A 21,527-nucleotide genomic window follows, 5' to 3' on the forward strand; every position below is an offset into this window, starting at 1 on the left:
GGAGATCGCCGTGCGGCCCAGGCTGATGATGGTCGGGGGGTTCGCCGAGGCCTACCGCGCGGCGGTGGCCTGCGGGTTCGAGCTGACCGTGGTGCAGAACAGGACCGACCTGACGCCGGAGGACATCGCGCTGCTGGACCGGCTGATCACCTCCCCGATCAACGCCCCGATCGTGGTCGACCTCGCCGAAACCCTGCACCGCGCCGAGCCGTTCGCGGCGGTGGTCTCCTTCCAGGAGCACGGTGTGCTGAACGCCGCGCTGATCCAGCAGCGCCTGGGGGTGCCCGGCAACCCGCTGCGACCGGTCGAGCTGACCCGGGACAAGGGCCGGATGCGCGAGCACCTGCGGGAGCGCGGACTGGCCACCGTCGAGCATCTGACCACCACCTCGGCGGACGAGGTCCGCGCCTTCGGGGAGAAGGTCGGCTGGCCGGTGATCCTCAAGCCGATCGGCGGTTCGGCGAGCCGGCAGGTGCACCGGCTGGGCGGGCCGGGGGAGGTGACGGCGGCTCTCGCGGACAACCTGGCGGTCAATCCCGGGCTGCCGGTGATCGTCGAGGCGTTCGCGGTGGGCCCGGAGGTGAGCGTCGAGGCGGTCAGCTGGGAGGGACGCCACCGGGTGCTGGCCGTCACGGACAAGCTCACCACCGGCGCGCCGCACTATGTCGAGACCGGGCACACCATGCCGTCCCGGTTGCCGGGGGAGCGGATCGCGGCGGCCGAGCAGGCCACCGTCGACTTCCTGGACTCGATCGGGCACCGCTACGGCCCCTCGCACACCGAGGTGATCGTCACCGCGGACGGCCCGGTCATCGTCGAGTCGCACACCAGGACGGGCGGGGACCGGATCTTCGAACTGGTCGAACTGGTCACCGGGGTGGACATGTTCGCCGCCGTGCTGGCCGGCTTCGCCGGGGCCTTCCCCGACCACGTGCTCGCCGGCCCGCCGCCGCGCGGTGCCCAGGGCGGCGCCGCCATCCGGTACTTCGACGTCGGCGCCGGGACGGTCGGTGCGGTGCACGGCCTGGCGCAGGCCGAGCGCAGCCCCGGCGTGCTGCGGGTGGAGAGCGGCCTCGCGGTGGGCAAGGACGTCCCGCCGCTGCGGATGTCGCACGACCGGCAGGGCTACGTCCTGGCGGTGGGCGCCAGCGCGGAGGAGGCTGCCGAGCGGGCCGCGGCCGCGGTGCGGCTGATCAGGGTCGACCTGGTCTGAGCGTCGTCCGAGTCTCGCCTGAGTGGCCCCGGAAATCCGGTGGACAGCTCCGCGTGGCTGGATGCACCATCCGCCTGTGACAGAACAGAGCGACTCCAAGTGCGTGCGCCTCGTCCAGCTCGCGCCCACTGTCCTGACCGCGCTGCTGGACGGCGATCTCGCGCAGGCGAGCGCCCGGGCCGGCCTGACGCTCACCGACTTCTTCCTGACCGAGGACGCCCGCTGGCTCTGGCAGCTGAGGCTCGACCAGATCGCCGGTGACCCGGGCAGTGCCCGCTGGGTCGCCCGGGCGGCGGTGGCCGAGCCGGACGGCGTCGTGGTGGGCTACGCCGGGTTCCACGGACCGCCGGACCCGGCGGGCATGGTGGAGGTCGGCTACTCGGTGGCGCCCGACCACCGCCGCCGGGGCTATGCCCGCGCGATCCTCGCCGAGCTGCTGCGCTGGGCGGCCGCCGAGTCGGGGGTGCGCACGGTGCGGGCCTCGATCAGTCCCGACAACACCGCCTCGCTGGCCACGATCGCGGGCTTCGGCTTTGTCGATGCCGGCGAGCAGTGGGACGAACTGGACGGCCGTGAGCTGCTGTTCGAGCGTCATCGGGAGGCGTAGGCGGCTCGGGGGGCGGCGTCGGCGCCACCCAAGAGAAAGGTCAAGGATAGGTAAATATGGCAAGTGTATGGGCGGGGAGGGTTTAAGCTGGTCGAGGTTTTGCAAGGCACCTCGTTCGGTGAGGCGTCTTCACGGACACAGGCCACTGATCCCACCCGTCGAGAGACGCTCCGGATCAGGACAGATCTTCCCGACCTAAGGGTTGATCCCAAGTGGCTTCCCGCCTCAAAGGCAGGATCACGCCGTGGAGTGCCAAAGCTCTGACGAGTTGGGGTGTACCGGCCGTTTTCGGCGTGCCGGTCGCTCCTTGCCGCGTCGATATCGCGCCGTTGAAGGCGCACCGACCGGAAGGAGGCGAGTGACATGGATTCGAGTAGCAGCAGTAGTCCGGGCCATAAACGGCCCCGCACCCGCCCGTCCTCGCTGTCCACCGGCACGCGGTAACCACCTTCTCTGCGCGTAACCACGCCAAGTCCCCAGCACCGTACGGCCTTTGGTCGTAGCGGCGAGCCCGGGCCGCGCGTTCGCAGGGCGGATTGCTGCTGCGTGCCCTCACCGCCCCCGAGAGGGGCCCGGGAGAGACCCGCCATGACCAACGCCACGCTCGACCCCACCGCGACCACCCCGCGCGCCGCGGTCCTGGACGACGCCCACATCGGCGACATCCAGGGCGCGATGGGCACCATCAAGCTCGACGACCACGGCGAGCGCCGCGGCCTGTCCGCCAAGCTCAAGACCCTGCTGGCCATCGTCGGCCCGGGCCTGATCGTGATGGTCGGCGACAACGACGCCGGCGCCTTCTCCACCTATGGCCAGGCCGGCCAGAACTACGGCACCCACCTGCTGTGGACGCTGCTGCTGCTGGTCCCCGTGCTCTACCTCAACCAGGAGATGGTGCTGCGCCTGGGCGCGGTCACCGGCGTCGGCCACGCCCGACTCATCCTGGAGCGCTTCGGCAAGTTCTGGGGCGCGTTCAGCGTCATCGACCTGTTCCTGCTCAACGCGCTGACGCTGGTCACCGAGTTCATCGGCATCACGCTGGCCACCGGATACCTGGGCCTGCCCAAGGTCGCCTCGGTGGTGCTGGCCGCCGCGATCATCATCGCCTCCGCCTTTACCGGCTCGTTCCGCCGCTTCGAGCGGATCGCCATCGCGCTGTGCGCGGGCTCGCTGCTGCTGATCCCGATCTACTTCCTGGTCCACCCGAAGGCCTCGCAGATGGCCCACGACTTCGTGGTGCCGAACATGCCCGGCGGCGCCGGAGCCCTCTCCACCGTGATGCTGCTGATCATCGGCATCGTCGGCACCACCGTCGCCCCCTGGCAGCTCTTCTTCCAGCAGTCGTACGTCATCGACAAGCGGATCACCCCGCGCTTCATGAAGTACGAGAAGGTCGACCTCTGGATCGGCATCGCCATCGTCGTCATCGGCGCGGCCGCCCTGATGGGCGCCTCGGCCGCGGCCTTCGCCGGCACCGACGGCTTCAGCCACTTCACCGACGCGGCCGGCGTGGCCAAGGGCCTGGAGGCCCACGCGGGCAAGCTGGTCGGCGTGCTGTTCGCGATCGCCCTGCTGGACGCCTCGATCATCGGCGCCTTCGCCGTCTCGCTCTCCACCGCCTACGCCATCGGCGACGTCTTCGGCATCAAGCACTCGCTGCACCGCGGCGTCGGCAACGCCAAGGGCTTCTACGCCGTCTACGCCGCGCTGGTCGCCGCCGCCGCCACGATCGTGCTGATCCCCGGCTCGCCGCTCGGCCTGCTCACCCAGGGCGTCCAGGTGCTGGCCGGTGTGCTGCTGCCCTCCGCCTCGGTCTTCCTGCTGCTGCTCTGCAACGACAAGCAGGTGCTGGGCCCCTGGGTCAACGGCCCCAAGATCAACGCCTTCACCTCGTTCGTCGTCGGCGTCCTGGTCACCCTCTCCATCATCCTGACCGCCTCCGTGCTGTTCCCGAACATCACCGCCGCCGCGATCCTCGACATCATGGCCGGCTGCGGCGTGGTCGGCGTCCTGGCCGCCGGCTACGCCTTCACCCGCAAGCGCACCGCCACCATGGAGGACATCGACCGCACCGGCCGCGACAGCTGGCGGATGCCCCCGCTGGAGACCCTCACCAAGCCCGCCATGTCCGCCACCCGCAAGGTCGGCATGAGCGCCCTGCGTGGCTACCTCCTGGTCGCCATGATCATGGTCATCTTCAAGCTCGTCACCCTCGCGCTCAGCAGCTGACCGACCTGGCAGTCGATCGATGAGAGGGGATCTCCCATGCACACCCTGACCACCCTCGACTTCCTGATCCGGCTCGCCACCGGTGTCGGCTGCGGCGCCCTGATCGGCGTCGAACGCCAGTGGCGGGCCCGGATGGCGGGCCTGCGCACCAACGCGCTGGTCGCGACGGGCGCCACCCTGTTCGTCCTCTACAGCGAGGCCGTCGCCGACAGCAGCAGCCCCACCCGGGTCGCCTCCTATGTGGTCTCCGGGATCGGCTTCCTCGGCGGTGGCGTGATCCTGCGCGACGGCGGCGGCGTGCGCGGCCTGAACACCGCGGCCACGCTGTGGTGCTCGGCCGCCGTCGGGGTGCTGGCCGCCTCCGGCAAGCTCGGCTTCGCCGTGCTGGGCACGCTCACCGTGCTGGCCGTGCACCTGGTGCTGCGCCCGGCCGGCCACCTGCTCGACCGGGCCCCCGCGGCCGGCAGCGACCCCGACGAGGCCGTCCGCGCCACCCTGCACCTGGAGTGCGAGCGGCGCTCGGAGTCGCATATCCGCGCGCTGCTGCTGCAGGCCCTCGCCGCCTCCGGATTGGCGCCGACCGGCCTGCGGGCCCGTCGCGGTCCGGACGAGGCCACCAGCATCCGGGCCACCGTCGCGATCAGCGGCGATGTGGCCCAGGCGCTGGAGCAGGTGGTCTCCCGGCTCTCGCTGGAGCCGGGCATCCGCGACCTGCACTGGCACCTGGAGGAGGACCTCGAACAGGACGCACTCGCTTGAGACCGACCGGCGCAGGGTGGGCGGGCACGATGCCACCCACCCTGCACCGGCCGCTCCCAGCAGCGTAGATTCCTGTGCAGCTCGACCCCGAGCCCGCTCCGGTCGCCGGCCGGGGCCCGCCGCATGAAGGGCTGCTCCGATGTTCCCGCACGACCATGCCGCCGCTCCCGCCAGCACGCCGTGGATCCGCAACCCGGAGCCCAGGCCCGGCGCCCGGCTGCGGCTGATCTGCTTCCACCCCGCGGGCGGCGGCCCGACGATGTACCGGACCTGGCAGGCGAGCCTCCCCGCGGACGTCGAACTGCTGGCGGTCCAGCTGCCCGGGCGGGAGACCCGGATCGCCGAGCCGCACCTGACCGACTACCAGGAGGCGGTGGACCAGGCGTACGCCGCGATCCAGCCCTTCCTTGACCGGCCGTACGTGCTGTTCGGGCACAGCATGGGCGCGATGATCTCCTACGGCGTCGCGCTGGCCGCCCGGCGCGCCGGGCGGCGCACCCCGGCCCGGCTGGTCGTCAGCGGCTGCTCGGCGCCCGATCGGTTCGAGCCGCGCCACGACCGCCCCCAGTGGTCGGACGCCCGGTTGGTCCAGGAGCTGCGGACGATGGGCGGCACTCCGCCCGAGGTGCTGGCGATTCCCGCGCTGGTCGAGATGGTGCTGCCCACCCTGCGGGCGGACTACGGGATCTGCGCGACCTTCAGGCGCACCGAGGGCGAGCAACTCGACTGCCCGGTCGCCGTGTTCGGCGGGACTGAGGACTCCATGTCGAAGGAGGACCTGGAGCTCTGGGCCGGCGTCACCACGGCGGACAGCTCGCTGCGGATGTTCCCCGGCGGCCACTTCTTCCTGACCGTGGAGTCGGGACCCGAGGTGCTGGCGGCGCTGCGCGAGGAGTTGGCCGCGGTCGGCCGCTGACTGCCTGCCTGCCGCTCACTGCCACGGCGTCAACCCGAGTCACCGCACCTGCCGGCGTCCGAACGGGTGCTCCGCAGCGCGTCCCTCTCTGCACTCCAGGGCTCCTGGAGTGCAGAGAGGGAAAGGTCACACCGGTTTGATCTCCTGTCACGGGCCCGTCAGCTCTAACCTTCCCTCATGACGGTCCCGCCCGAAGGGCTCCCCCTGGCCGCCGAGTTCCCGGATGCGACCCGTGAGCAATGGCAGCGGCTTGTCGAAGGCGTTCTGCGCAAGTCAGGTCTGACGCAGAACGTCGAAGGTGCACTGGCCGAGGAGGCACTCGCCACCGAGGTCGAGGACGGGCTGCGCGTCCGTCCGCTGTACACCGCCGAGGACGCGGCCGGCGATCCCGGCTACCCCGGTTTCGCCCCGTATCTGCGCGGCAGCCGGCCGCAGGGCTCGGCGGTCGCCGGGTGGGACGTGCGCCAGCAGCACGCGCAGCCGGACCCCAAGCGCGCCAACGAGGCGATCCTCGCGGACCTGGAGAACGGCGTCGCCTCGCTCTGGCTGACCGTCGGCGAGGCCGGCCTGCCGATCGCCGCGCTGCCGCAGGCACTGCAGGGCGTCTATCTCGACCTGGCCCCCGTCGTCCTCGACCCGGGCGCCGAATTCGTCGCCGCCGCTGACCAGTTGTTCGCCGTCTACGCCGAGCGCCAGGTGCCGGCCGACGCCGCCTCGGGCAACCTCGGCGCGGACCCGCTGGGCCTGCTCGCCCGTACCGGCCAGGACGGCGACACCGCCCGCCACCTCGCCGACGCGGCCGCGCTGGCCGTGCGCTGCCACCGCGACCACCCCGGGGTGCGCGCGCTGACCGTGGACGCGCTCGCCTACCACGACGCCGGCGCGTCGACCGCCCAGGAGCTCGGCTGCTCGCTGGCCACCGCCGTCGCCTACCTGCGCGAGCTGACCGCCGCCGGCCTGTCGGTCGACGCGGCCGCCGCCCAGCTGGAGTTCCGCTACGCGGCCACCGCCGACCAGTTCCTCACCATCGCCAAGCTGCGCGCCGCCCGCCGGCTCTGGGCCCGGGTGGCCGAGGTCAGCGGCGCCACCTCCGGCGCGGCGGCGCAGCGCCAGCACGCGGTCACCTCCTCGGTGATGATGACCGAGCGTGACCCGTGGGTGAACATGCTGCGCACCACCATCGCCTGCCTGGCGGCGGGCCTGGGCGGCGCGGAGGCGGTCACCGTCCTCCCGTTCGACAGCGCCTTCGGCCTGCCGGACGCCTTCGCCCGGCGGGTCGCCCGCAACACCCAGTCGATCCTCCTCGAGGAGTCGCACCTGGCCCGGGTGATCGACCCGGCCGGCGGCTCCTGGTACGTCGAGCAGCTCACCGACGAGCTCGCGCAGGCCGCCTGGGCCTTCTTCCAGGAGATCGAGCGGGCCGGCGGCCAGCTGGCTGCACTGCGCTCGGGCCTGGTGGGCGAGCGGATCGCCGACACCTGGGCGCAGCGCTCGGCCGACCTCGCGCACCGCCGCGAACCCATCACCGGCGTCAGCGAGTTCCCCAACCTCGCCGAGCTGCCGGTGGTCCGCGAACCGGCCCCCGCGCCGCCGGCCGGCGGCCTGCCGCGGGTGCGCCGCTCGGAGGCCTTCGAGGCGCTGCGCACCCGCTCCGACGCCCGCCTGGCCCGGACGGGGGAGCGCCCCCGGCTCTTCCTGGCCGCCATCGGCCCGGCCGCCGTGCACGCCGGGCGCTCCTCCTTCGCCGCCAACTTCTTCCAGGCCGGCGGCATCGAGACGGTGCTCGGCCAGGCGGACGACGCCCAGGCACTCGCCGAGGCCTTCACGGCCAGTGGCGCGACGGTGGCCTGCCTCTGCTCCAGCGACCGGCTGTACGGCGAGCAGGCCGAGGCGGTGGCCGCCGCGCTGAAGGCCGCCGGCGCCCGCACGGTGCTGCTCGCGGGCCGGCCGGGCGAGCAGCGGGAGGCCTACCAACGGGCAGGGGTGGACGAGTTCGTCTTCGTGGGCAGCGACGTGGTCGCCGTCCTCACCTCGGTCCTCGACGAGATCGGAGCGCTGTGATGATCCCCGACTTCACCGAGGTCGACCTCGACGGTGCCGAAAGCGCCGCCGGCTCCGAGCAGTGGCGGGCGGGCTGGCAGCAGGCCACCGGCAAGGACGTCGACGAGCAGCTCTGGGAGACCCCCGAGGGCATCGCCGTCAAGCCGCTCTACACCGCCGAGGACCTGGCCGGCGTCGACTTCCTGTCGACCTACCCCGGCATCGCGCCGTACCTGCGCGGCCCGTACCCGACGATGTACGTCAACCAGCCCTGGACGGTCCGCCAGTACGCCGGCTTCTCCACCGCCGAGGAGTCCAACGCGTTCTACCGCCGCAACCTGGCGGCCGGTCAGAAGGGCCTCTCGGTCGCCTTCGACCTGCCCACCCACCGCGGCTACGACAGCGACCACCCCCGGGTCACCGGCGACGTCGGCATGGCCGGGGTGGCCATCGACTCGATCTACGACATGCGCCAGCTCTTCGACGGCATCCCGCTGGACAAGATGTCGGTGTCGATGACCATGAACGGCGCCGTGCTGCCGGTGCTGGCCCTCTACATCGTGGCCGCCGAGGAACAGGGCGTGCCGCCCGAGAAGTTGGCCGGGACCATCCAGAACGACATCCTCAAGGAGTTCATGGTCCGCAACACCTACATCTACCCGCCGCAGCCCTCGATGCGGATCATCTCCGACATCTTCGCGTACACCTCGCAGAAGATGCCGCGCTACAACTCCATCTCCATCTCCGGCTACCACATCCAGGAGGCCGGAGCCACCGCCGACCTGGAGCTCGCCTACACGCTGGCGGACGGCGTGGAGTACCTGCGGGCCGGTCTCGCGGCCGGTATGGACGTGGACACCTTCGCGCCCCGGCTCTCGTTCTTCTGGGCGATCGGCATGAACTACTTCATGGAGATCGCCAAGTTGCGCGCGGCCCGGCTGCTCTGGGCCAAGCTGGTCAAGGAGTTCGCGCCGAAGAACCCCAAGTCGCTTTCGCTGCGCACCCATTCGCAGACCTCCGGCTGGTCGCTGACCGCCCAGGACGTCTTCAACAACGTCGCCCGCACCTGCGTGGAGGCGATGGCCGCCACCCAGGGCCACACCCAGTCGCTGCACACCAACGCGCTGGACGAGGCGCTCGCGCTGCCCACCGACTTCTCCGCCCGGATCGCCCGCAACACCCAGCTGCTGCTCCAGCAGGAGTCCGGCACCTGCCGGGTGATCGACCCCTGGGGCGGCAGCGCGTACGTCGAGAAGCTCACCCACGACCTCGCCGCGCGCGCCTGGCAGCACATCCAGGAGGTCGAGGAGGCCGGCGGCATGGCCAAGGCCATCGACGCGGGCATCCCCAAGCTGCGCATCGAGGAGGCCGCGGCCCGCACCCAGGCCCGGATCGACTCCGGCCGTCAGCCGGTGATCGGCGTCAACAAGTACCGGGTCGCCACCGACGAGCAGATCGAGGTCCGCGCGGTCGACAACTCCTCGGTGCGCACCCAGCAGATCGAGAAGCTGCGCCGGCTGCGCGCCGAGCGTGACGAGGAGGCCTGCCAGGCGGCGCTGCGTGCGCTGACCGCCTCCGCCGAGGCCGGCGCGCAGCCGGGCGGCACGCTGGAGGGCAACCTGCTGGCGCTCGCCGTCGACGCGGCCCGCGCCAAGGCGACGGTCGGCGAGATCTCGGACGCGCTGGAGGCGGTCTACGGCCGCCACTCCGGCCAGATCCGTACCATCTCCGGTGTGTATCGCGACGAGGCGGGAGCGTCCAGCGCCGTGCAGAAGACCCGGGACCTGGTCGAGGCCTTTGAGGAGGCCGAGGGCCGCCGTCCGCGCATCCTGGTGGCCAAGATGGGCCAGGACGGCCACGACCGCGGCCAGAAGGTGATCGCCACCGCCTTCGCCGACCTCGGTTTCACCGTCGACGTGGGCGCGCTCTTCCAGACCCCCGCCGAGGTGGCCATGCAGGCGGTGGAGGCCGACGTGCACATCGTCGGCGTCTCCTCGCTGGCGGCCGGCCACCTGACGCTGGTGCCCGCGCTGCGCGCCGAACTGGCCGCGGCGGGACGCGAGGACATCACCATCGTGGTCGGCGGGGTGATCCCCCCGCAGGACTTCGAGGCCCTCTACGAGGCCGGCGCGGCCGCCGTCTTCCCGCCCGGCACGGTGATCCCGGACGCCGCCTACGACCTGCTGAAGACGCTCGCCGCGTCGCTCGGCCACGAGTTGTGACCCGATGGCCAAGGCGATCGACCTCGACGCTTACGTCACGGGCGTACTCGGCGGCTCCCGCGCCTACATCGCGCGGGCGATCACCCTGGTCGAGTCCACCCGGGCGGACCACAAGGAGCTCGCCCAGCGGCTGCTGATCCAGCTGCTGCCGCACTCGGGCAAGGCCGTCCGGGTCGGCATCACCGGCGTCCCCGGGGTGGGCAAGTCCACCTTCATCGACGCGCTGGGCACCCTGCTCACCGGCCGCGGCCACCGGGTCGCGGTGCTCGCCGTCGACCCGTCCTCCAGCCGCACCGGCGGCTCCATCCTGGGCGACAAGACCCGGATGGAGCGCCTCGCGGTGGACCCGGCCGCGTTCGTCCGGCCGTCGCCCACCTCCGGCACGCTCGGCGGGGTCGCCCGGGCCACCCGCGAGAGCATGGTGGTGATGGAGGCGGCCGGCTATGACGTGGTGCTGGTGGAGACGGTCGGCGTCGGGCAGTCCGAGACCACCGTCGCGGGCATGGTCGACTCCTTTCTGCTGCTGACCCTGGCCCGCACCGGCGACCAGCTGCAGGGCATCAAGAAGGGCGTCCTGGAGCTCGCCGACCTGATCGCCGTCAACAAGGCGGACGGCGCCCACGAGCCCGAGGCGCGCGCCGCCGCCCGCGAACTGGCGGGCGCGCTACGGCTGATGCAGGCACCGGACGCCGTCTGGACCCCGCCGGTGCTGACCTGCAGCGGCCGCGACGGCACCGACCTCGACGTGCTCTGGGAGCGCCTGCAGCAGCACCGGCAGATCCTGGACGCGACCGGCGCGCTGGCCGCCAAGCGCCGCGACCAGCAGGTCGACTGGACCTGGGCGATGGTGCACGACCAGCTGCTCTCCCAGCTGCACGCCCACCCCGAGGTCCGCCGCATCGTCCCCGACCTCGAACACCAGGTCCGCGAAGGTACCCTGACCGCCACGCTGGCCGCCGACCGCATCCTGGCGAGCTTCCGCCTGCCCACGTCCTGACAGCCCAGCTCCTGACAGCTACGCGGCGGTCAGCCCCGTGAGAAGGCCATGGACCCTGTCGAAGGCGATCGCGCCGTCGAGCGGGTTCGAGTAGGTGCGCGACCAGACGATCAGCCCGCCGCGGACCCGGCCGATCATGACGATGTCGAAGGCGAAGCGCTTCCCGGTGGCGACGACCCGGCCGTGGAGCCGGTACTCGGCGACGACGACTTCCGGGTCGGCCGTCTCGTGGATCTGGATGCTGTCCACAGAGTCGAACTCCTGCAGTCCGACGGCCCCCCGGAGATGGGCCCGGAACGCTTCGCGCCCCGCCTCCTGCTGCGGTGCGCCCGGGGGCAGGAACGGCATCTCGAAGACGGCGTCCTCGGAGAACAGGTCGGCCATCTCCTCGGAGGGCCCGTTGGAGGTGAGGCGAAGGAGACGGTCGACGACCTCGCGTGAGGTGGCAGCAGGCATGGGACACTCCTCATGAGAGAAAGCGGGGCGGCAACCCCGGTTACGACTATACGGGGCGCACGCCCCGGTTGTCTTGAGGGCCAGAACCTCACACGGGAGGACAGTTGAGCACCGAGCGACCGCTGCGAGCCGACGCACGGCGAAACAGGGAACGGATCCTGCAGGCGGCGCGACACGCCTTCGCCGCCGAGGGGATCGGCGTGCCACTGGACGAGATCGCCCGCCGGGCCGAGGTCGGGCCGGGCACGGTCCACCGCCATTTCCCGACCAAGGAGGCGCTCTTCGAGGCCGTCGTCATCGAGCACCTCGAACAGCTCACTCGCGACGCGCGCGCCGCTCTGCAAGCCGACGAGGTCGACGAGGCCGGCGACGCCGGATCGGCGTTCTTTGCCTTCCTGATCCGGATGACCAGCGAAGCCCACGCCAAGCAGGACCTCGCTGATGCGATCGCCGACGCAGGGACGAACCTGGGGAGCGCGACCGTGCAGGCGGCCGCTGACCTGCGGGAGATCTTCGCGGCGCTACTGGAACGGGCCCAGCGGGCCAACGTGGTGAGGACCGACGTGGACGCCGCCGATGTGCAGGCGATCGTCCTGGCCGCCCTCACCGCTCAGCGCCAACGTGCCGACACGGCCCGCCCCGACCGCCTCGCAGCCCTCGTCTTCGACTGCCTGCGCCCCAACGCCCCAGCCGCACACCCCCAGAGCTGACCCGCCAGGACATAGGACGGAGGCCAAGCGGCTGGATGACGCCTCCCTCGGGGCCGTCGGGTACGCCGCGATCCTTGGAGGCGGCGCTGACAGCCCTCGTCAGGCCCGGTTACGCTGACGCCATGGCCATCAGGGCAGCCGTGTTCGACATCGGAGAAACGCTCACCTCCGACACCCGCTACTGGGCGGACTGGGCCCACTGGCTCGGCGTTCCCCCGCACACCATGTCCGCGCTCGTCGGCGCCGTCGTCGCGCAGGGCCTCGACAATGCGGAAGCGATCCGGCTCATCCGACCCGGCTGCGATGTCCCCGCCGAATGGGACGCCCGCCGGGCCGCCGGCCGCGACGAACACCTCGACGAGAGCGACCTCTACCCCGACGTACGGCCGGCCCTCCAACGCCTGCGCGACGCCGGGATCTGGGTCGGCATCGCCGGAAACCAGAACGCACGCGTCAATCAACTCCTGCGCGACCTGCGGCTGCCCGCGGACGCAATCGCCACCTCCGCCGAATGGGGTGTCGCCAAGCCCTCCGCCGACTTCTTTGAGCGGGTCGCCGCTTGGGCCCCCGCCGAGCGCCACGAGATCGTGTACGTCGGCGATCACCCGCAGAACGACATCACCCCCGCTCGCGCCGCCGGCCTGCGCGCCGCACATCTCCGCCGCGGCCCGATCGGGCACCTCCTGGCCGACCACCACGAAGCTCAGGCCGCCGACTGGAACGTCAACTCCCTGACCGAACTGGCCGAGCTGGCCGTCGCAACCTGACTCGCCAGTGCGGTGCGCGTTTCACTCAGCTCAGCGAGTCGCAGCGACCGCGTCGGTGTACTGCTCGGTCGTCAGGTCACTCTCGCCGATCCCGAGCGCGGCCAGGACGGCCTGCACCGCGCCGAGCGCTTCCGCCGGCTCCTCCTGCTCTGTCTGGGTCTCCAGCTCGATGAAGGTCCCCTGGCTCTGCGGGACCTGGACGAGCGTGGCCAGGAAGTCGCGCCCGTCCAGCTGGAACGAGTAGTTGCGGCACCGCTTCTCGAATGCGATGGTCGGCGCGTACCCGAGGCCTCGGAGGATCGCGTGCGCAGCGTCGGCGTCTTCGACCTGTGTCTCGTGCTCCGGCTTGACCCGGAAGCCTCCATCGGCCCGAGCCCCTTGTACGTCAGAAAGGTGCGGGTACCGGTCGCGCTGACGGCTGCAGCGTATGCCTCGGTGGCAGTCCGGGCGGCGAGGTGGTCGGTGGCACATCGAAGAGGGCAGCGCTGACAACCCTCGTTGGGCCCGGTTACGCTGCCGTCATGACGATCAAGGCTGTGGTGTTCGATGTCGGCGAGTGCCTGGTGGACGAGACCCGGGAGTACGGGAGTTGGGCCGACTGGCTCGGCGTGCCCCGGCATACCTTCGTCGCCCAGTTCGGGGCCGTCATCGCCGAGGGGCGCGACTACCGTGAGACGTTCCAGATCTTCCGCCCCGGCTTCGACCTTTACGAGGAGCGCGAGCGGCGCGCCGCAGCCGGCAAGCCGGAGACCTTCGGCGAGGACGACCTCTACTCGGACGTGCGGCCGGCGCTCGCCCGGCTCCGGGCCGCCGGCCTGTGGCTGGCCATCGCCGGCAACCAGACCGTCCGCGCCGGCAAGATCCTGCGCGAGCTGTTCACTGGCGACGTCGACCTGATCGGCACGTCCGACGACTGGGGCGCTAGCAAGCCGGATCTGCTCTTCTTCGAGCGGGTCGCCGAGGTCACACCCGCCGCCCCGGGCGAGATCCTGTACGTCGGGGACCGGCTCGACAACGACGTCCTGCCGGCCGTTGCCGCCGGGATGCGCACCGCTCTGATCCGACGCGGTCCGTGGGGCTGGATCCAGCAGCAGGAGCCGACCGCCGAGCAGGCCACGTTCCGGATCGACTCCCTGGACGAACTGCCGGAGCTGATCGCCAAGTTCAACGCTGAAGCGAGCTGAGGGTAGCCGACCAGCTGTACAGGCGATCATCGACCTGCTGCACGGCGGCCAGATCCTGCCACGGCGCCAGCGCACGGCGTGCCTCCCGAACCCGGTCCATGCCGGTGGCGTACCAGGTAGCCGAGAGCTGGTCGAGAGCCCGCTCCAGGAGGGCGCACGCCGCTTCGGGATGGCCGCTGGCTGCCTCGACTGCGGCAAGGTCGCCGAGGACAACGACTCGCTGCTTGCCGTCGCTGTGTTCCAGGGCCTGGAGGACGGTCTCCAGGGTGGCACGTGCCTGCGGAAGGTGCCCGGCGGTCAGCTCGGTGTGCCCCCTGAACGCGGCGAGCCGGACCGGACTGAACCAGGTCAGCCAGTCCGGGGACTGGTTGGCGTTGCCGACCGTCAGGGTGTCCTCCGCGCGGTGCAGCAACGCGAGCGCACTGCGGTGGTCCCCGCAGCGGGTGAGGCATTCCGCTTCGGTGGCGTCCAGCCACGCGAGTAGCTCTGCGGACGCCGGGCCGCGCCGGGCGTAGGTGCGGGCCGCTGCCATCCGTTCGGCGGCGTCGTCTCGCCGGCCGACCCAGGCTGGGATGAACGCGGCGTGTCCGAGGACGGCGGAGCCGAGCAGCGTGTCGTCAGCCTCGCCTGCGGCCTGGAGTGCGCGGACGAGCGTCGCGTCGGCCTGGTCGGGCTGCCGGAGGTCGAAGAATTGGATCCGCGCCGCGAGCAGCAGCGTCTCGGCGAGCGCGGAGGCGAGGATGCGGCGGGCGACGCCGGACGTTTCGCCGAGCAGCGCGGTACCCAAGTTGGCGTGCTCGCTGACGGCCTGGACGAGGGTGGCTGGCGCGACGCTCCAGTAGAGGCGCCGGTGAGCCTCCGTCACTATCGCGAAGTCCGCGCCGATGGTGGCTGGTTGAACGGGAGAGCTCTGCGATGGCCGGGGCAGCGCTGCCCGCAGGGCGGTCGGACTGCCGCTGGGCCGGACGGCGATGGGCGCCGCCGACGAAGGCGTGCTGCTACCGCGCTCCCAGGGTGCGCAGAACCCGAGCTCCTCGACCGGCAGATTGAGCACCTGGGTAAGGAGCCGCTGGTAGTCGTCCTGGGGCCACGGGGGCGTGTCGGATTCCCAGCGGCGGATCTGACGGAGGCTCACGACGACTTCCCCCATTCCGAGTTGGCGGCCTGCGGTGCTCAGGGCATCGGCGAATGCCTGCTGTGAGGAGAGCCCGGCGGCTTGCCGGGCGGCTTTGAGTGCGGTGTTGCCGTTGGGTCGAGGCACGTGGACTCCAGGGGCCGGGCGTTTCCTCAACGGTACTGGCAGAGCGGCCTTTTAAGGGACTTTGATGGCTCAGGAATCTCTCTGACGTCCTTAAGGAGTCCTATAAGAGTCCTCTTGGCGGCCTTGAGGAGGTCCTCACTGGGGTCGACGATAACGAGGTCGGCAGCGACGTTCGGTACTCGCTCAGCGACGGATAGCGATATGAGGTTCAGGATGCCCGAAACCGTCCCACCCGGCCAACTCACTGCGGCGCAGCTCAGCGGAGAGCAGTGCTTCGACTGCGGCACCGCCGACGGTCCATTGCACCGTGGCGAGACCATCACCACTCCTGTGAACTCTGGCGTCGTGCAGGACACCACCATCGTCCGCTGCACCCCGTGTGTGAAGGCCCGTCGCACCGCCCGCGCCGGGGAGGGGTCCTGATGGGGACCTTGACGGATCGGCGGCACACGGATGTATATGTGGGCGCGCGGACGTGGATGGTGGAGCACGGGCTTCATTCGGACCCGGACGTCTATCTCGGGCATGGGTATGTCGGGTTGTGTCTGCGGGCGTGGCCGGGGGCTTCGGGGGCTCCGTTGCAACTGGCGGTGCAGTGGGCGTTGTTGACGTGGCGGCTGGACGATGTGCTCGACGTGGAGTTGCGGGAGGCGGCGCCGCTGGACGTGGGTGGGTTCGTTGAGCGGCTGGTTGACACGGTGGAGGGGAGTGAGCCGGTCGATGCGGACGATCACCCGGTCGTGCGGGCGCTCGCTGATCTGGTGGAGCGGACGCGGCAGGTCATGCCGGGGGACTGGTGGGACCGGTACCAGGGCCATATGGTCGCTTGGATCGAGGCGGCGCACGGGAAGTTGGTCGATTTCGTGCAGCCGGGTCGAGTGCCGACGCTGCGGGAATACATGAGCATCCGGCCTCCTGATGGCGGGATGGTGCTGGCCGCGATGTGGACGGAGTTGGCGCAGCAGGTGGTCACGCCGGACTGGTGCAGTCCGCTGGTGCAGTCCTTTTTGGCCGCGTTCTCGGCGTGCGGGTATCTGGCCAACGATTTGGCGGCGGGCTCGGGCGACAGGTTCACCGCGCTGGATGCGCTGGCCCGTAGCGAGGGCCTGCCACCCACTGTCGCCCGGGACAAAGTGCGCGAGCAACTGCACGCGGAGGAGCGGCGGTTCTGGTGGCTGCGCTGCGCGCTGCGGGAGTACTCCGACGAGGCGCGCCTATCGGCAGCGCGGGACGGCCTGATCGAGGACACCGCCCGGTTCGCGATGCACCTCGACGCGTTCCGGCACGCGCTGCGCGAATGGACCTCCGCCAGCACCCGCTACGCACCGCCCACGCCGGAGGGCCGGGACGCGGTCGCGCACCAGCTGCGCCGGACCGTCATCGGCCGCCACTGAGCAGGTGACGGTGGATGACGCAGCGAACGCACAACGCGGTGCTCCCCGGTGGCGGCGTGCCACCCCGCTACCGTGGGCGTCATGCGTATCGTCATCGCGGGTGGACACGGGCAGATCGGGTTGCGGCTGGAGCGGTTGCTCGCCGAACGGGGGGACCGGGCGGTCGGGTTGATCCGGCGGGCCGAGCAGGCCGAGGAGTTGCGTGAGCTCGGCGCCGAGCCGGTGGTGCTGGATCTGGAGTCGGCCGGCCTGGACGCCGTCGCCGCGGTGCTGGCCGGTGCCGACGCCGTGGTCTTCGCGGCCGGCGCGGGCGCGGGCAGCGGGGCCGAGCGCAAGGACACCGTCGACCGCGCGGCGGCCGTCCTGCTCGCGGACGCGGCCGAACGGGCGGGCGTGCGACGCTACGTGATGGTCTCCTCGATGGGTGCCGACGCCGCCGCGCCCGACGGCGCCGACCCGGTCTTCGGCGCCTACCTACGCGCCAAGGGAGCCGCCGACGACGACCTGCGCGCCCGCCGCGCCCTCGACTGGACCGTACTACGCCCGGGCCGGCTCACCGACGACCCTGGCACCGGGCTGGTCCGGCTGGCCGAGTCCACCGGCCGTGGCGCCGTCCCCCGCCAGGACGTCGCCGCCGTGCTGGCCGCCCTGCTGGCCGACCCCGCCCCGGCCGTCGGCCGCACCCTGGAACTGCTCTCCGGCCCGCACACCGTGGCCGAAGCGCTCGCTGCCATCTGAGTCTTCTGACCAATCCGCACTACTCCGACGTCCAGCAGCTCTGCGAGCAGATGGCCGGCTACATCCGGGCTGCCATGTCGAGGCCCTTCGGACTGAGGACGTCCAGGTCGGGCAGCGCGGGCCGACCTGGACGTCACGATCAGGCGAGGTCGAACCGGTCGAGGTTCATCACCTTGTCCCACGCCGCGACGAAATCGTTCACGAACTTCTCTTTCGCGTCATCGCTCGCGTAGACCTCCGCCAGCGCGCGCAGCTCGGAGTTCGACCCGAAGACGAGGTCGACACGGCTGCCGGTCCACCTGAGCTCGCCCGTGGCCGCGTCGCGACCCTCGAACGTGTTCGCGTCCTCGGATGTAGCCTTCCACGTCGTGCCCAGGTCGAGCAGGTTGACGAAGAAGTCGTTGGTCAGAGAACCAGGGCTTGCGGTGAAGACGCCGAGCGGCGACTGCTGGTGGTTCGCGCCGAGGACTCGGAGGCCACCGATGAGGACCGTCAGCTCGGGGGCGCTCAGGGTCAGCAGGTTCGCCCGGTCGATCAGCAGGTACTCGGCCGGCAGGCGGTTGCCCTTCCCGAGGTAGTTGCGGAACCCGTCGGCGGTCGGCTCGAGCGCGGCGAACGACTCCACGTCGGTCTGCTCCTGCGACGCGTCCACGCGACCCGGTGCAAAGGGGACCTCGACGTCGAAGCCGGCCTCCTTGGCGGCCTGCTCGACGGCGGCAGCACCGGCCAGCACGATCAGGTCGGCGAGCGAGATCTGCGTGCCACCGGTCCGGGACGCGTTGAAGGCCTCCTGGATACCCGTCAGGGTGCGCAGCACCATCGTCAACTGGTCGGGGTCGTTGACCTCCCACCCGCTCTGCGGCTGGAGGCGGATGCGCGCGCCGTTGGCACCGCCCCGCTTGTCGCTGCCGCGGCGGCAGGTCGAGGCCGACGCCCACGCGGCGGACACGAGCTGGGACACCGACAGTTCCGAGGCGAGAACCCGGCTCTTGAGGGAGGCGATGTCCTCGGCGTCGACGAGTGCGTGCGTCACCGCGGGCAGCGGGTCCTGCCACAGCAGCGGCTCGGCCGGGACCTCCGGGCCGAGGTAGCGCACGACCGGGCCCATGTCGCGGTGGGTCAGCTTGAACCAGGCCCGGGCGAAGGCGTCGGCGAACTCGGCCGGGTTCTCGTGGAAACGCCGGGAGATCGGCTCGTACACCGGGTCGACCCGGAGCGAGAGGTCGGTCGTCAGCATGGTCGGGGCGTGGCTCTTGGACGCGTCGTGGGCGTCGGGCACGGTGCCGGCCCCGGCGCCGTCCTTCGGCCGGTACTGGTACGCACCGGCGGGGCTCTGGAACAGCTCCCACTCATAGCCGAACAGAATGTCGAAGAAACTGTTGTCCCACGTGGTCGGGGTATTCGTCCAGACGCCCTCGAGACCGCTGGTGATCGCGTCGTCGCCCTTGCCGGTGCCGAAGGAGCTCTTCCAGCCGAGGCCCTGCTGCTCGATCGGGGCGGCCTCGGGGTCGGGGCCGACGCTCTCCGCCGGCCCCGCGCCGTGGGTCTTGCCGAAGGTGTGACCGCCCGCGATCAGGGCGACCGTCTCTTCATCGTCCATCGCCATCCGGCGGAACGTCTCGCGGATGTCGCGGGCCGCAGCGAGCGGGTCCGGGTTGCCGTTCGGGCCCTGGGGGTTGACGTAGATGAGGCCCATCTGGACCGCGCCGAGGGGTTCCTCCAGCTCGCGGTCGCCGGTGTAGCGCTCGTCGTCGAGCCAGGTGGTCTCGGGACCCCAGTAGACATCCTCGTCGGGCTCCCAGACGTCCGCACGGCCGCCGCCGAAGCCGAAGGTCTTGAAGCCCATCGACTCCAGGGCGACGTTGCCGGCGAGAATCATCAGGTCGGCCCACGAGAGGCTCCGGCCGTACTTCTTCTTGACCGGCCACAGCAGGCGACGGGCCTTGTCCAGGCTTGCGTTGTCCGGCCAACTGTTGAGGGGAGCGAAGCGCTGCTGGCCGGCCCCGGCACCACCGCGGCCGTCGCTGATCCGGTAGGTGCCCGCACTGTGCCACGCCATCCGGATGATGAGCGGGCCGTAGTGGCCGAAGTCGGCGGGCCACCAGTCCTGCGAGGTGGTCAGCGCCTCCGCGATGTCCCGCTTCACCGCAGGGAGGTCGAGGGTCTTGAATGCCTCGGCGTAGTCGAACCCCTCACCGAGGGGGTTGGCCACGGCGGGGTTCTTGGCGAGGATCTTCAGATTGAGCCGTTCGGGCCACCACTGGCGGTTTCCGCCGCCCTGAGTCGGGTGTGGGGCGCGCGCGTGCGCGACAGGGCAGCCGCCTCCGCCCTCGGTCTTGGCGTCTACGACGATTGCGTCATGGTTCTCAGGCATGAGAATCCTTCCGGACCTGGCGGATCATGATGCTTAAGGAACTGCGGGTGGTGCTGTCGGCACCGACTGAATCACCGGCCGGCCGGTCCCACAACCGCTACGCCGCGCCCTCGGGCACGCCGAGTAGCCGCCGGACCTCCTGGTCGCTGGTCTGGTCGAAGTCTCGGTAGAACTGTCCGACTGCCTGGAACGAGGGCGGCGCGCTCAGGCAGACCAGGTCGTCCGCCAGTGGGCCGAGGACCCGCAGCGCCTCGGGCGCGGTCACCGGCACCGCGAGCAGCAGCTCGCTCACCTCGCGCCGGCGCAGCACCGCCATCGCCGCGCGGACGGTCGCTCCGGTGGCGATGCCGTCGTCCACCAGGATCACCGCGCGCCCGGACAGCTCCAGCGGCGGCAGCGACCCGCGCAGCAGCGTGGTGCGTTCGGCCACCTCGGCGCTGACGGCCTCGGTCAGCCGGTCGAGGTGGTCGGCGGTGATGCCGAGGGCGTCCACGATGTCGTGGTTGTAGAGCCGGATGCCGCCCTCGCCGACGGCGCCCAGCGCCAGCTCAGGCTGCCCGGGCGCGCCGATCTTGCGCACCACCAGGATGTCCAGCGGCGCGCCGAGCGCCTGGGCCACCTCGTACGCCACCGGGACGCCGCCGCGCGGCAGGCCGACCACCACCGGATCGTCGGCTCCCCAGCCGGCCACCCGGGCGCCGAGCTGCTGCCCGGCGTCCCGACGGTCGCGGAACACCAGCCAGTCACGAAACACCGTCATCGCTTTCACCGCCTGCCACGCTCTCCAGCGTGCCACCACCGGGCGTGCCAGGGGCGTGCGAAGGCAGGACGCACGCCCTGTGCGTGCTCCACTACAGGCCGTCGTGGCAGGTGGGCCGCCGAAGGCTCGCGGCGCCCGGCCGCGCGCGCCGACCGACACGTCACGGCGGTCTCCCCAGCGGGCCGGAGGTCCGCTACGGTTGCGGCCACGACCGCGGCACAGCGCTGTGTCCGCGCCCGCTGAACTCCCCGCGAGGTGCGCGCAGATGAGGCTCACTCCCCATGAGCAGGAACGCCTGCTGATCCACGTCGCCGCCGACGTCGCCCGCTCCCGGCGGGCCCGCGGGCTGCGGCTCAACCACCCCGAGGCGGTCGCCCTGATCACCTCGCACCTGCTGGAAGGCGCCCGGGACGGCCGGACGGTGGCCGAGCTGATGGACTCCGGCCGCCGGGTGCTCAGCCGCGCGGACGTGATGGACGGCATCCCCGAGATGATCCCGGACGTCCAGGTCGAGGCGACCTTCCCGGACGGCACCAAGCTGGTCACCGTCCACGGGCCGATCCTGTGACGCCAGATCCTGTGATGCCAGGTCAAGTCCTGTACGGCGAGGGCGATATTATGCTCAACGCCGACCGGCCGGTCACCGCGCTGCGGGTGCTGAACGGCGCGGACCGGCCGGTGCAGGTCGGCTCGCACTACCACTTCGCCGAGGCCAATCCGGGGCTGGAGTTCGACCGGGCGGCCGCCCGCGGCCGCCGGCTGAACATCCCGGCGGGCACCGCGGTGCGCTTCGAGCCGGGGATCCCGATGGAGGTCGAACTGGTCCCGCTCGGTGGCCGGCGCGAGGTGTTCGGGCTGCGCGGCGAGACCGCGGGAGCACTCGATGGCTGAGATTGCTGA

The 21,527-nt window shown here is 71.4% G+C and carries 21 protein-coding genes and 1 riboswitch; of the genes, 16 read left to right on the forward strand and 5 right to left on the reverse strand.

From position 1 onward, the window contains the following. Positions 1–10 precede the first annotated feature (10 nt). The 8 genes from P3T34_RS35385 to meaB all read left to right on the forward strand — a co-directional run bounded on the left by P3T34_RS35385 (position 11) and on the right by meaB (position 10,983). Positions 11–1,213: an ATP-grasp domain-containing protein gene (locus P3T34_RS35385; RefSeq protein ID WP_280670254.1), complete on the forward strand. Its 1,203-nt coding sequence runs from the start codon at positions 11–13 to the stop codon at positions 1,211–1,213. A gap of 76 nt (positions 1,214–1,289) precedes the next feature. Continuing rightward, positions 1,290–1,820, forward strand: a complete 531-nt coding sequence (locus P3T34_RS35390) for a GNAT family N-acetyltransferase (protein WP_280670256.1) — start codon at positions 1,290–1,292, stop codon at positions 1,818–1,820. Positions 1,821–1,923: 103 nt separating this feature from the next. Then, positions 1,924–2,100: riboswitch (M-box (ykoK) riboswitch) on the forward strand. Positions 2,101–2,408: 308 nt separating this feature from the next. Further along, positions 2,409–4,049, forward strand: coding sequence for a divalent metal cation transporter (locus P3T34_RS35395; protein WP_280670258.1), 1,641 nt, complete (start codon positions 2,409–2,411; stop codon positions 4,047–4,049). 36 nt (positions 4,050–4,085) lie between these two features. After that, positions 4,086–4,808 (forward strand): MgtC/SapB family protein, encoded by a 723-nt coding sequence (locus tag P3T34_RS35400; RefSeq protein ID WP_280670260.1) that lies wholly within the window; start codon positions 4,086–4,088, stop codon positions 4,806–4,808. Between the two features lie 139 nt (positions 4,809–4,947). Further along, the gene (locus tag P3T34_RS35405; protein ID WP_280670262.1) at positions 4,948–5,724 is read left to right on the forward strand and encodes an alpha/beta fold hydrolase; all 777 of its coding nucleotides are present in this window, start codon (positions 4,948–4,950) and stop codon (positions 5,722–5,724) included. 177 nt (positions 5,725–5,901) lie between these two features. Next, positions 5,902–7,785 (forward strand): methylmalonyl-CoA mutase small subunit, encoded by a 1,884-nt coding sequence (mutA, locus tag P3T34_RS35410; RefSeq protein WP_280670264.1) that lies wholly within the window; start codon positions 5,902–5,904, stop codon positions 7,783–7,785. Then, the gene (gene scpA / locus P3T34_RS35415; protein WP_280670266.1) at positions 7,785–9,986 is read left to right on the forward strand and encodes a methylmalonyl-CoA mutase; all 2,202 of its coding nucleotides are present in this window, start codon (positions 7,785–7,787) and stop codon (positions 9,984–9,986) included. Before mutA ends, scpA begins: the two co-directional genes overlap by 1 nt. 4 nt (positions 9,987–9,990) lie before the next feature. After that, positions 9,991–10,983, forward strand: a complete 993-nt coding sequence (gene meaB / locus P3T34_RS35420) for a methylmalonyl Co-A mutase-associated GTPase MeaB (protein WP_280670268.1) — start codon at positions 9,991–9,993, stop codon at positions 10,981–10,983. A gap of 18 nt (positions 10,984–11,001) precedes the next feature. Here meaB and P3T34_RS35425 read toward each other — a convergent pair whose 3' ends face one another. Further along, positions 11,002–11,439 (reverse strand): nuclear transport factor 2 family protein, encoded by a 438-nt coding sequence (locus P3T34_RS35425; RefSeq protein ID WP_280670270.1) that lies wholly within the window; start codon positions 11,437–11,439, stop codon positions 11,002–11,004. Between the two features lie 104 nt (positions 11,440–11,543). On the opposite strand from P3T34_RS35425, the gene P3T34_RS35430 reads away from it, so the two are divergent. Together P3T34_RS35430 and P3T34_RS35435 are read left to right on the forward strand one after the other, a co-directional pair. Beyond that, positions 11,544–12,149 carry a helix-turn-helix domain-containing protein gene (locus P3T34_RS35430; protein WP_280670272.1) on the forward strand — a complete coding sequence of 202 codons (606 nt, stop codon included), beginning with the start codon at positions 11,544–11,546 and terminating at the stop codon, positions 12,147–12,149. Between the two features lie 122 nt (positions 12,150–12,271). Next, positions 12,272–12,916 (forward strand): HAD-IIIA family hydrolase, encoded by a 645-nt coding sequence (locus P3T34_RS35435; RefSeq protein ID WP_280670274.1) that lies wholly within the window; start codon positions 12,272–12,274, stop codon positions 12,914–12,916. 30 nt (positions 12,917–12,946) lie between these two features. Here P3T34_RS35435 and P3T34_RS35440 read toward each other — a convergent pair whose 3' ends face one another. Then, the gene (locus P3T34_RS35440) at positions 12,947–13,387 is read right to left on the reverse strand and encodes a CYTH domain-containing protein (RefSeq protein WP_280670276.1); all 441 of its coding nucleotides are present in this window, start codon (positions 13,385–13,387) and stop codon (positions 12,947–12,949) included. A gap of 50 nt (positions 13,388–13,437) precedes the next feature. Here P3T34_RS35440 and P3T34_RS35445 point away from each other — a divergent pair, with 50 nt between their 5' ends. Next, a complete protein-coding gene (locus tag P3T34_RS35445; RefSeq protein ID WP_280670278.1) occupies positions 13,438–14,100 on the forward strand; it encodes an HAD family hydrolase in 663 nt (220 codons plus the stop codon). Here P3T34_RS35445 and P3T34_RS35450 read toward each other — a convergent pair. After that, on the reverse strand, positions 14,081–15,361 hold the full coding sequence (locus P3T34_RS35450) for a transcriptional regulator (protein ID WP_280670280.1): 1,281 nt from the start codon (positions 15,359–15,361) through the stop codon (positions 14,081–14,083). The genes P3T34_RS35445 and P3T34_RS35450 overlap by 20 nt on opposite strands. Positions 15,362–15,574: 213 nt before the next feature. On the opposite strand from P3T34_RS35450, the gene P3T34_RS35455 reads away from it, so the two are divergent. The 3 genes from P3T34_RS35455 to P3T34_RS35465 all read left to right on the forward strand — a co-directional run bounded on the left by P3T34_RS35455 (position 15,575) and on the right by P3T34_RS35465 (position 17,493). Continuing rightward, complete coding sequence (locus P3T34_RS35455) at positions 15,575–15,784, forward strand: hypothetical protein (protein ID WP_280670282.1); 210 nt, start codon at positions 15,575–15,577, stop codon at positions 15,782–15,784. A gap of 56 nt (positions 15,785–15,840) precedes the next feature. Next, positions 15,841–16,755 (forward strand): terpene synthase family protein, encoded by a 915-nt coding sequence (locus tag P3T34_RS35460; protein ID WP_280670283.1) that lies wholly within the window; start codon positions 15,841–15,843, stop codon positions 16,753–16,755. Between the two features lie 81 nt (positions 16,756–16,836). Next, the gene (locus tag P3T34_RS35465; protein ID WP_280670285.1) at positions 16,837–17,493 is read left to right on the forward strand and encodes an NAD(P)H-binding protein; all 657 of its coding nucleotides are present in this window, start codon (positions 16,837–16,839) and stop codon (positions 17,491–17,493) included. 139 nt (positions 17,494–17,632) lie between these two features. Here P3T34_RS35465 and katG read toward each other — a convergent pair whose 3' ends face one another. Further along, positions 17,633–19,867 carry a catalase/peroxidase HPI gene (katG, locus tag P3T34_RS35470; RefSeq protein WP_280670287.1) on the reverse strand — a complete coding sequence of 745 codons (2,235 nt, stop codon included), beginning with the start codon at positions 19,865–19,867 and terminating at the stop codon, positions 17,633–17,635. Between the two features lie 97 nt (positions 19,868–19,964). Next, entirely contained in the window at positions 19,965–20,627 is a 663-nt protein-coding gene (locus P3T34_RS35475) for a phosphoribosyltransferase (RefSeq protein WP_280670289.1), read from the reverse strand. 265 nt (positions 20,628–20,892) lie between these two features. On the opposite strand from P3T34_RS35475, the gene P3T34_RS35480 reads away from it, so the two are divergent. After that, entirely contained in the window at positions 20,893–21,195 is a 303-nt protein-coding gene (locus P3T34_RS35480) for an urease subunit gamma (RefSeq protein ID WP_280670291.1), read from the forward strand. 11 nt (positions 21,196–21,206) lie between these two features. Next, positions 21,207–21,518 carry an urease subunit beta gene (locus P3T34_RS35485; protein ID WP_280670301.1) on the forward strand — a complete coding sequence of 104 codons (312 nt, stop codon included), beginning with the start codon at positions 21,207–21,209 and terminating at the stop codon, positions 21,516–21,518. Positions 21,519–21,527: the final 9 nt, after the last annotated feature.

Source organism: Kitasatospora sp. MAP12-44 (genome assembly GCF_029892095.1).
Lineage (GTDB): Bacteria > Actinomycetota > Actinomycetes > Streptomycetales > Streptomycetaceae > Kitasatospora.

Excerpts from the sequence above, each read along its gene's own strand:
- P3T34_RS35395 (WP_280670258.1), top strand. The coding sequence starts at position 2,409 with ATGACCAACGCCACGCTCGACCCCACCGCGACCACCCCGCGCGCCGCG.
- P3T34_RS35400 (WP_280670260.1), top strand. The coding sequence starts at position 4,086 with ATGCACACCCTGACCACCCTCGACTTCCTGATCCGGCTCGCCACCGGT.
- P3T34_RS35405 (WP_280670262.1), top strand. The coding sequence starts at position 4,948 with ATGTTCCCGCACGACCATGCCGCCGCTCCCGCCAGCACGCCGTGGATC.
- mutA (WP_280670264.1), top strand. The coding sequence starts at position 5,902 with ATGACGGTCCCGCCCGAAGGGCTCCCCCTGGCCGCCGAGTTCCCGGAT.
- scpA (WP_280670266.1), top strand. The coding sequence starts at position 7,785 with ATGATCCCCGACTTCACCGAGGTCGACCTCGACGGTGCCGAAAGCGCC.
- meaB (WP_280670268.1), top strand. The coding sequence starts at position 9,991 with ATGGCCAAGGCGATCGACCTCGACGCTTACGTCACGGGCGTACTCGGC.
- P3T34_RS35425 (WP_280670270.1), bottom strand. The coding sequence starts at position 11,439 with ATGCCTGCTGCCACCTCACGCGAGGTCGTCGACCGTCTCCTTCGCCTC.
- P3T34_RS35435 (WP_280670274.1), top strand. The coding sequence starts at position 12,272 with ATGGCCATCAGGGCAGCCGTGTTCGACATCGGAGAAACGCTCACCTCC.
- P3T34_RS35440 (WP_280670276.1), bottom strand. The coding sequence starts at position 13,387 with ATGTGCCACCGACCACCTCGCCGCCCGGACTGCCACCGAGGCATACGC.
- P3T34_RS35445 (WP_280670278.1), top strand. The coding sequence starts at position 13,438 with ATGACGATCAAGGCTGTGGTGTTCGATGTCGGCGAGTGCCTGGTGGAC.
- P3T34_RS35455 (WP_280670282.1), top strand. The coding sequence starts at position 15,575 with ATGCCCGAAACCGTCCCACCCGGCCAACTCACTGCGGCGCAGCTCAGC.
- P3T34_RS35460 (WP_280670283.1), top strand. The coding sequence starts at position 15,841 with ATGGTGGAGCACGGGCTTCATTCGGACCCGGACGTCTATCTCGGGCAT.
- P3T34_RS35465 (WP_280670285.1), top strand. The coding sequence starts at position 16,837 with ATGCGTATCGTCATCGCGGGTGGACACGGGCAGATCGGGTTGCGGCTG.
- katG (WP_280670287.1), bottom strand. The coding sequence starts at position 19,867 with ATGCCTGAGAACCATGACGCAATCGTCGTAGACGCCAAGACCGAGGGC.
- P3T34_RS35475 (WP_280670289.1), bottom strand. The coding sequence starts at position 20,627 with ATGACGGTGTTTCGTGACTGGCTGGTGTTCCGCGACCGTCGGGACGCC.
- P3T34_RS35480 (WP_280670291.1), top strand. The coding sequence starts at position 20,893 with ATGAGGCTCACTCCCCATGAGCAGGAACGCCTGCTGATCCACGTCGCC.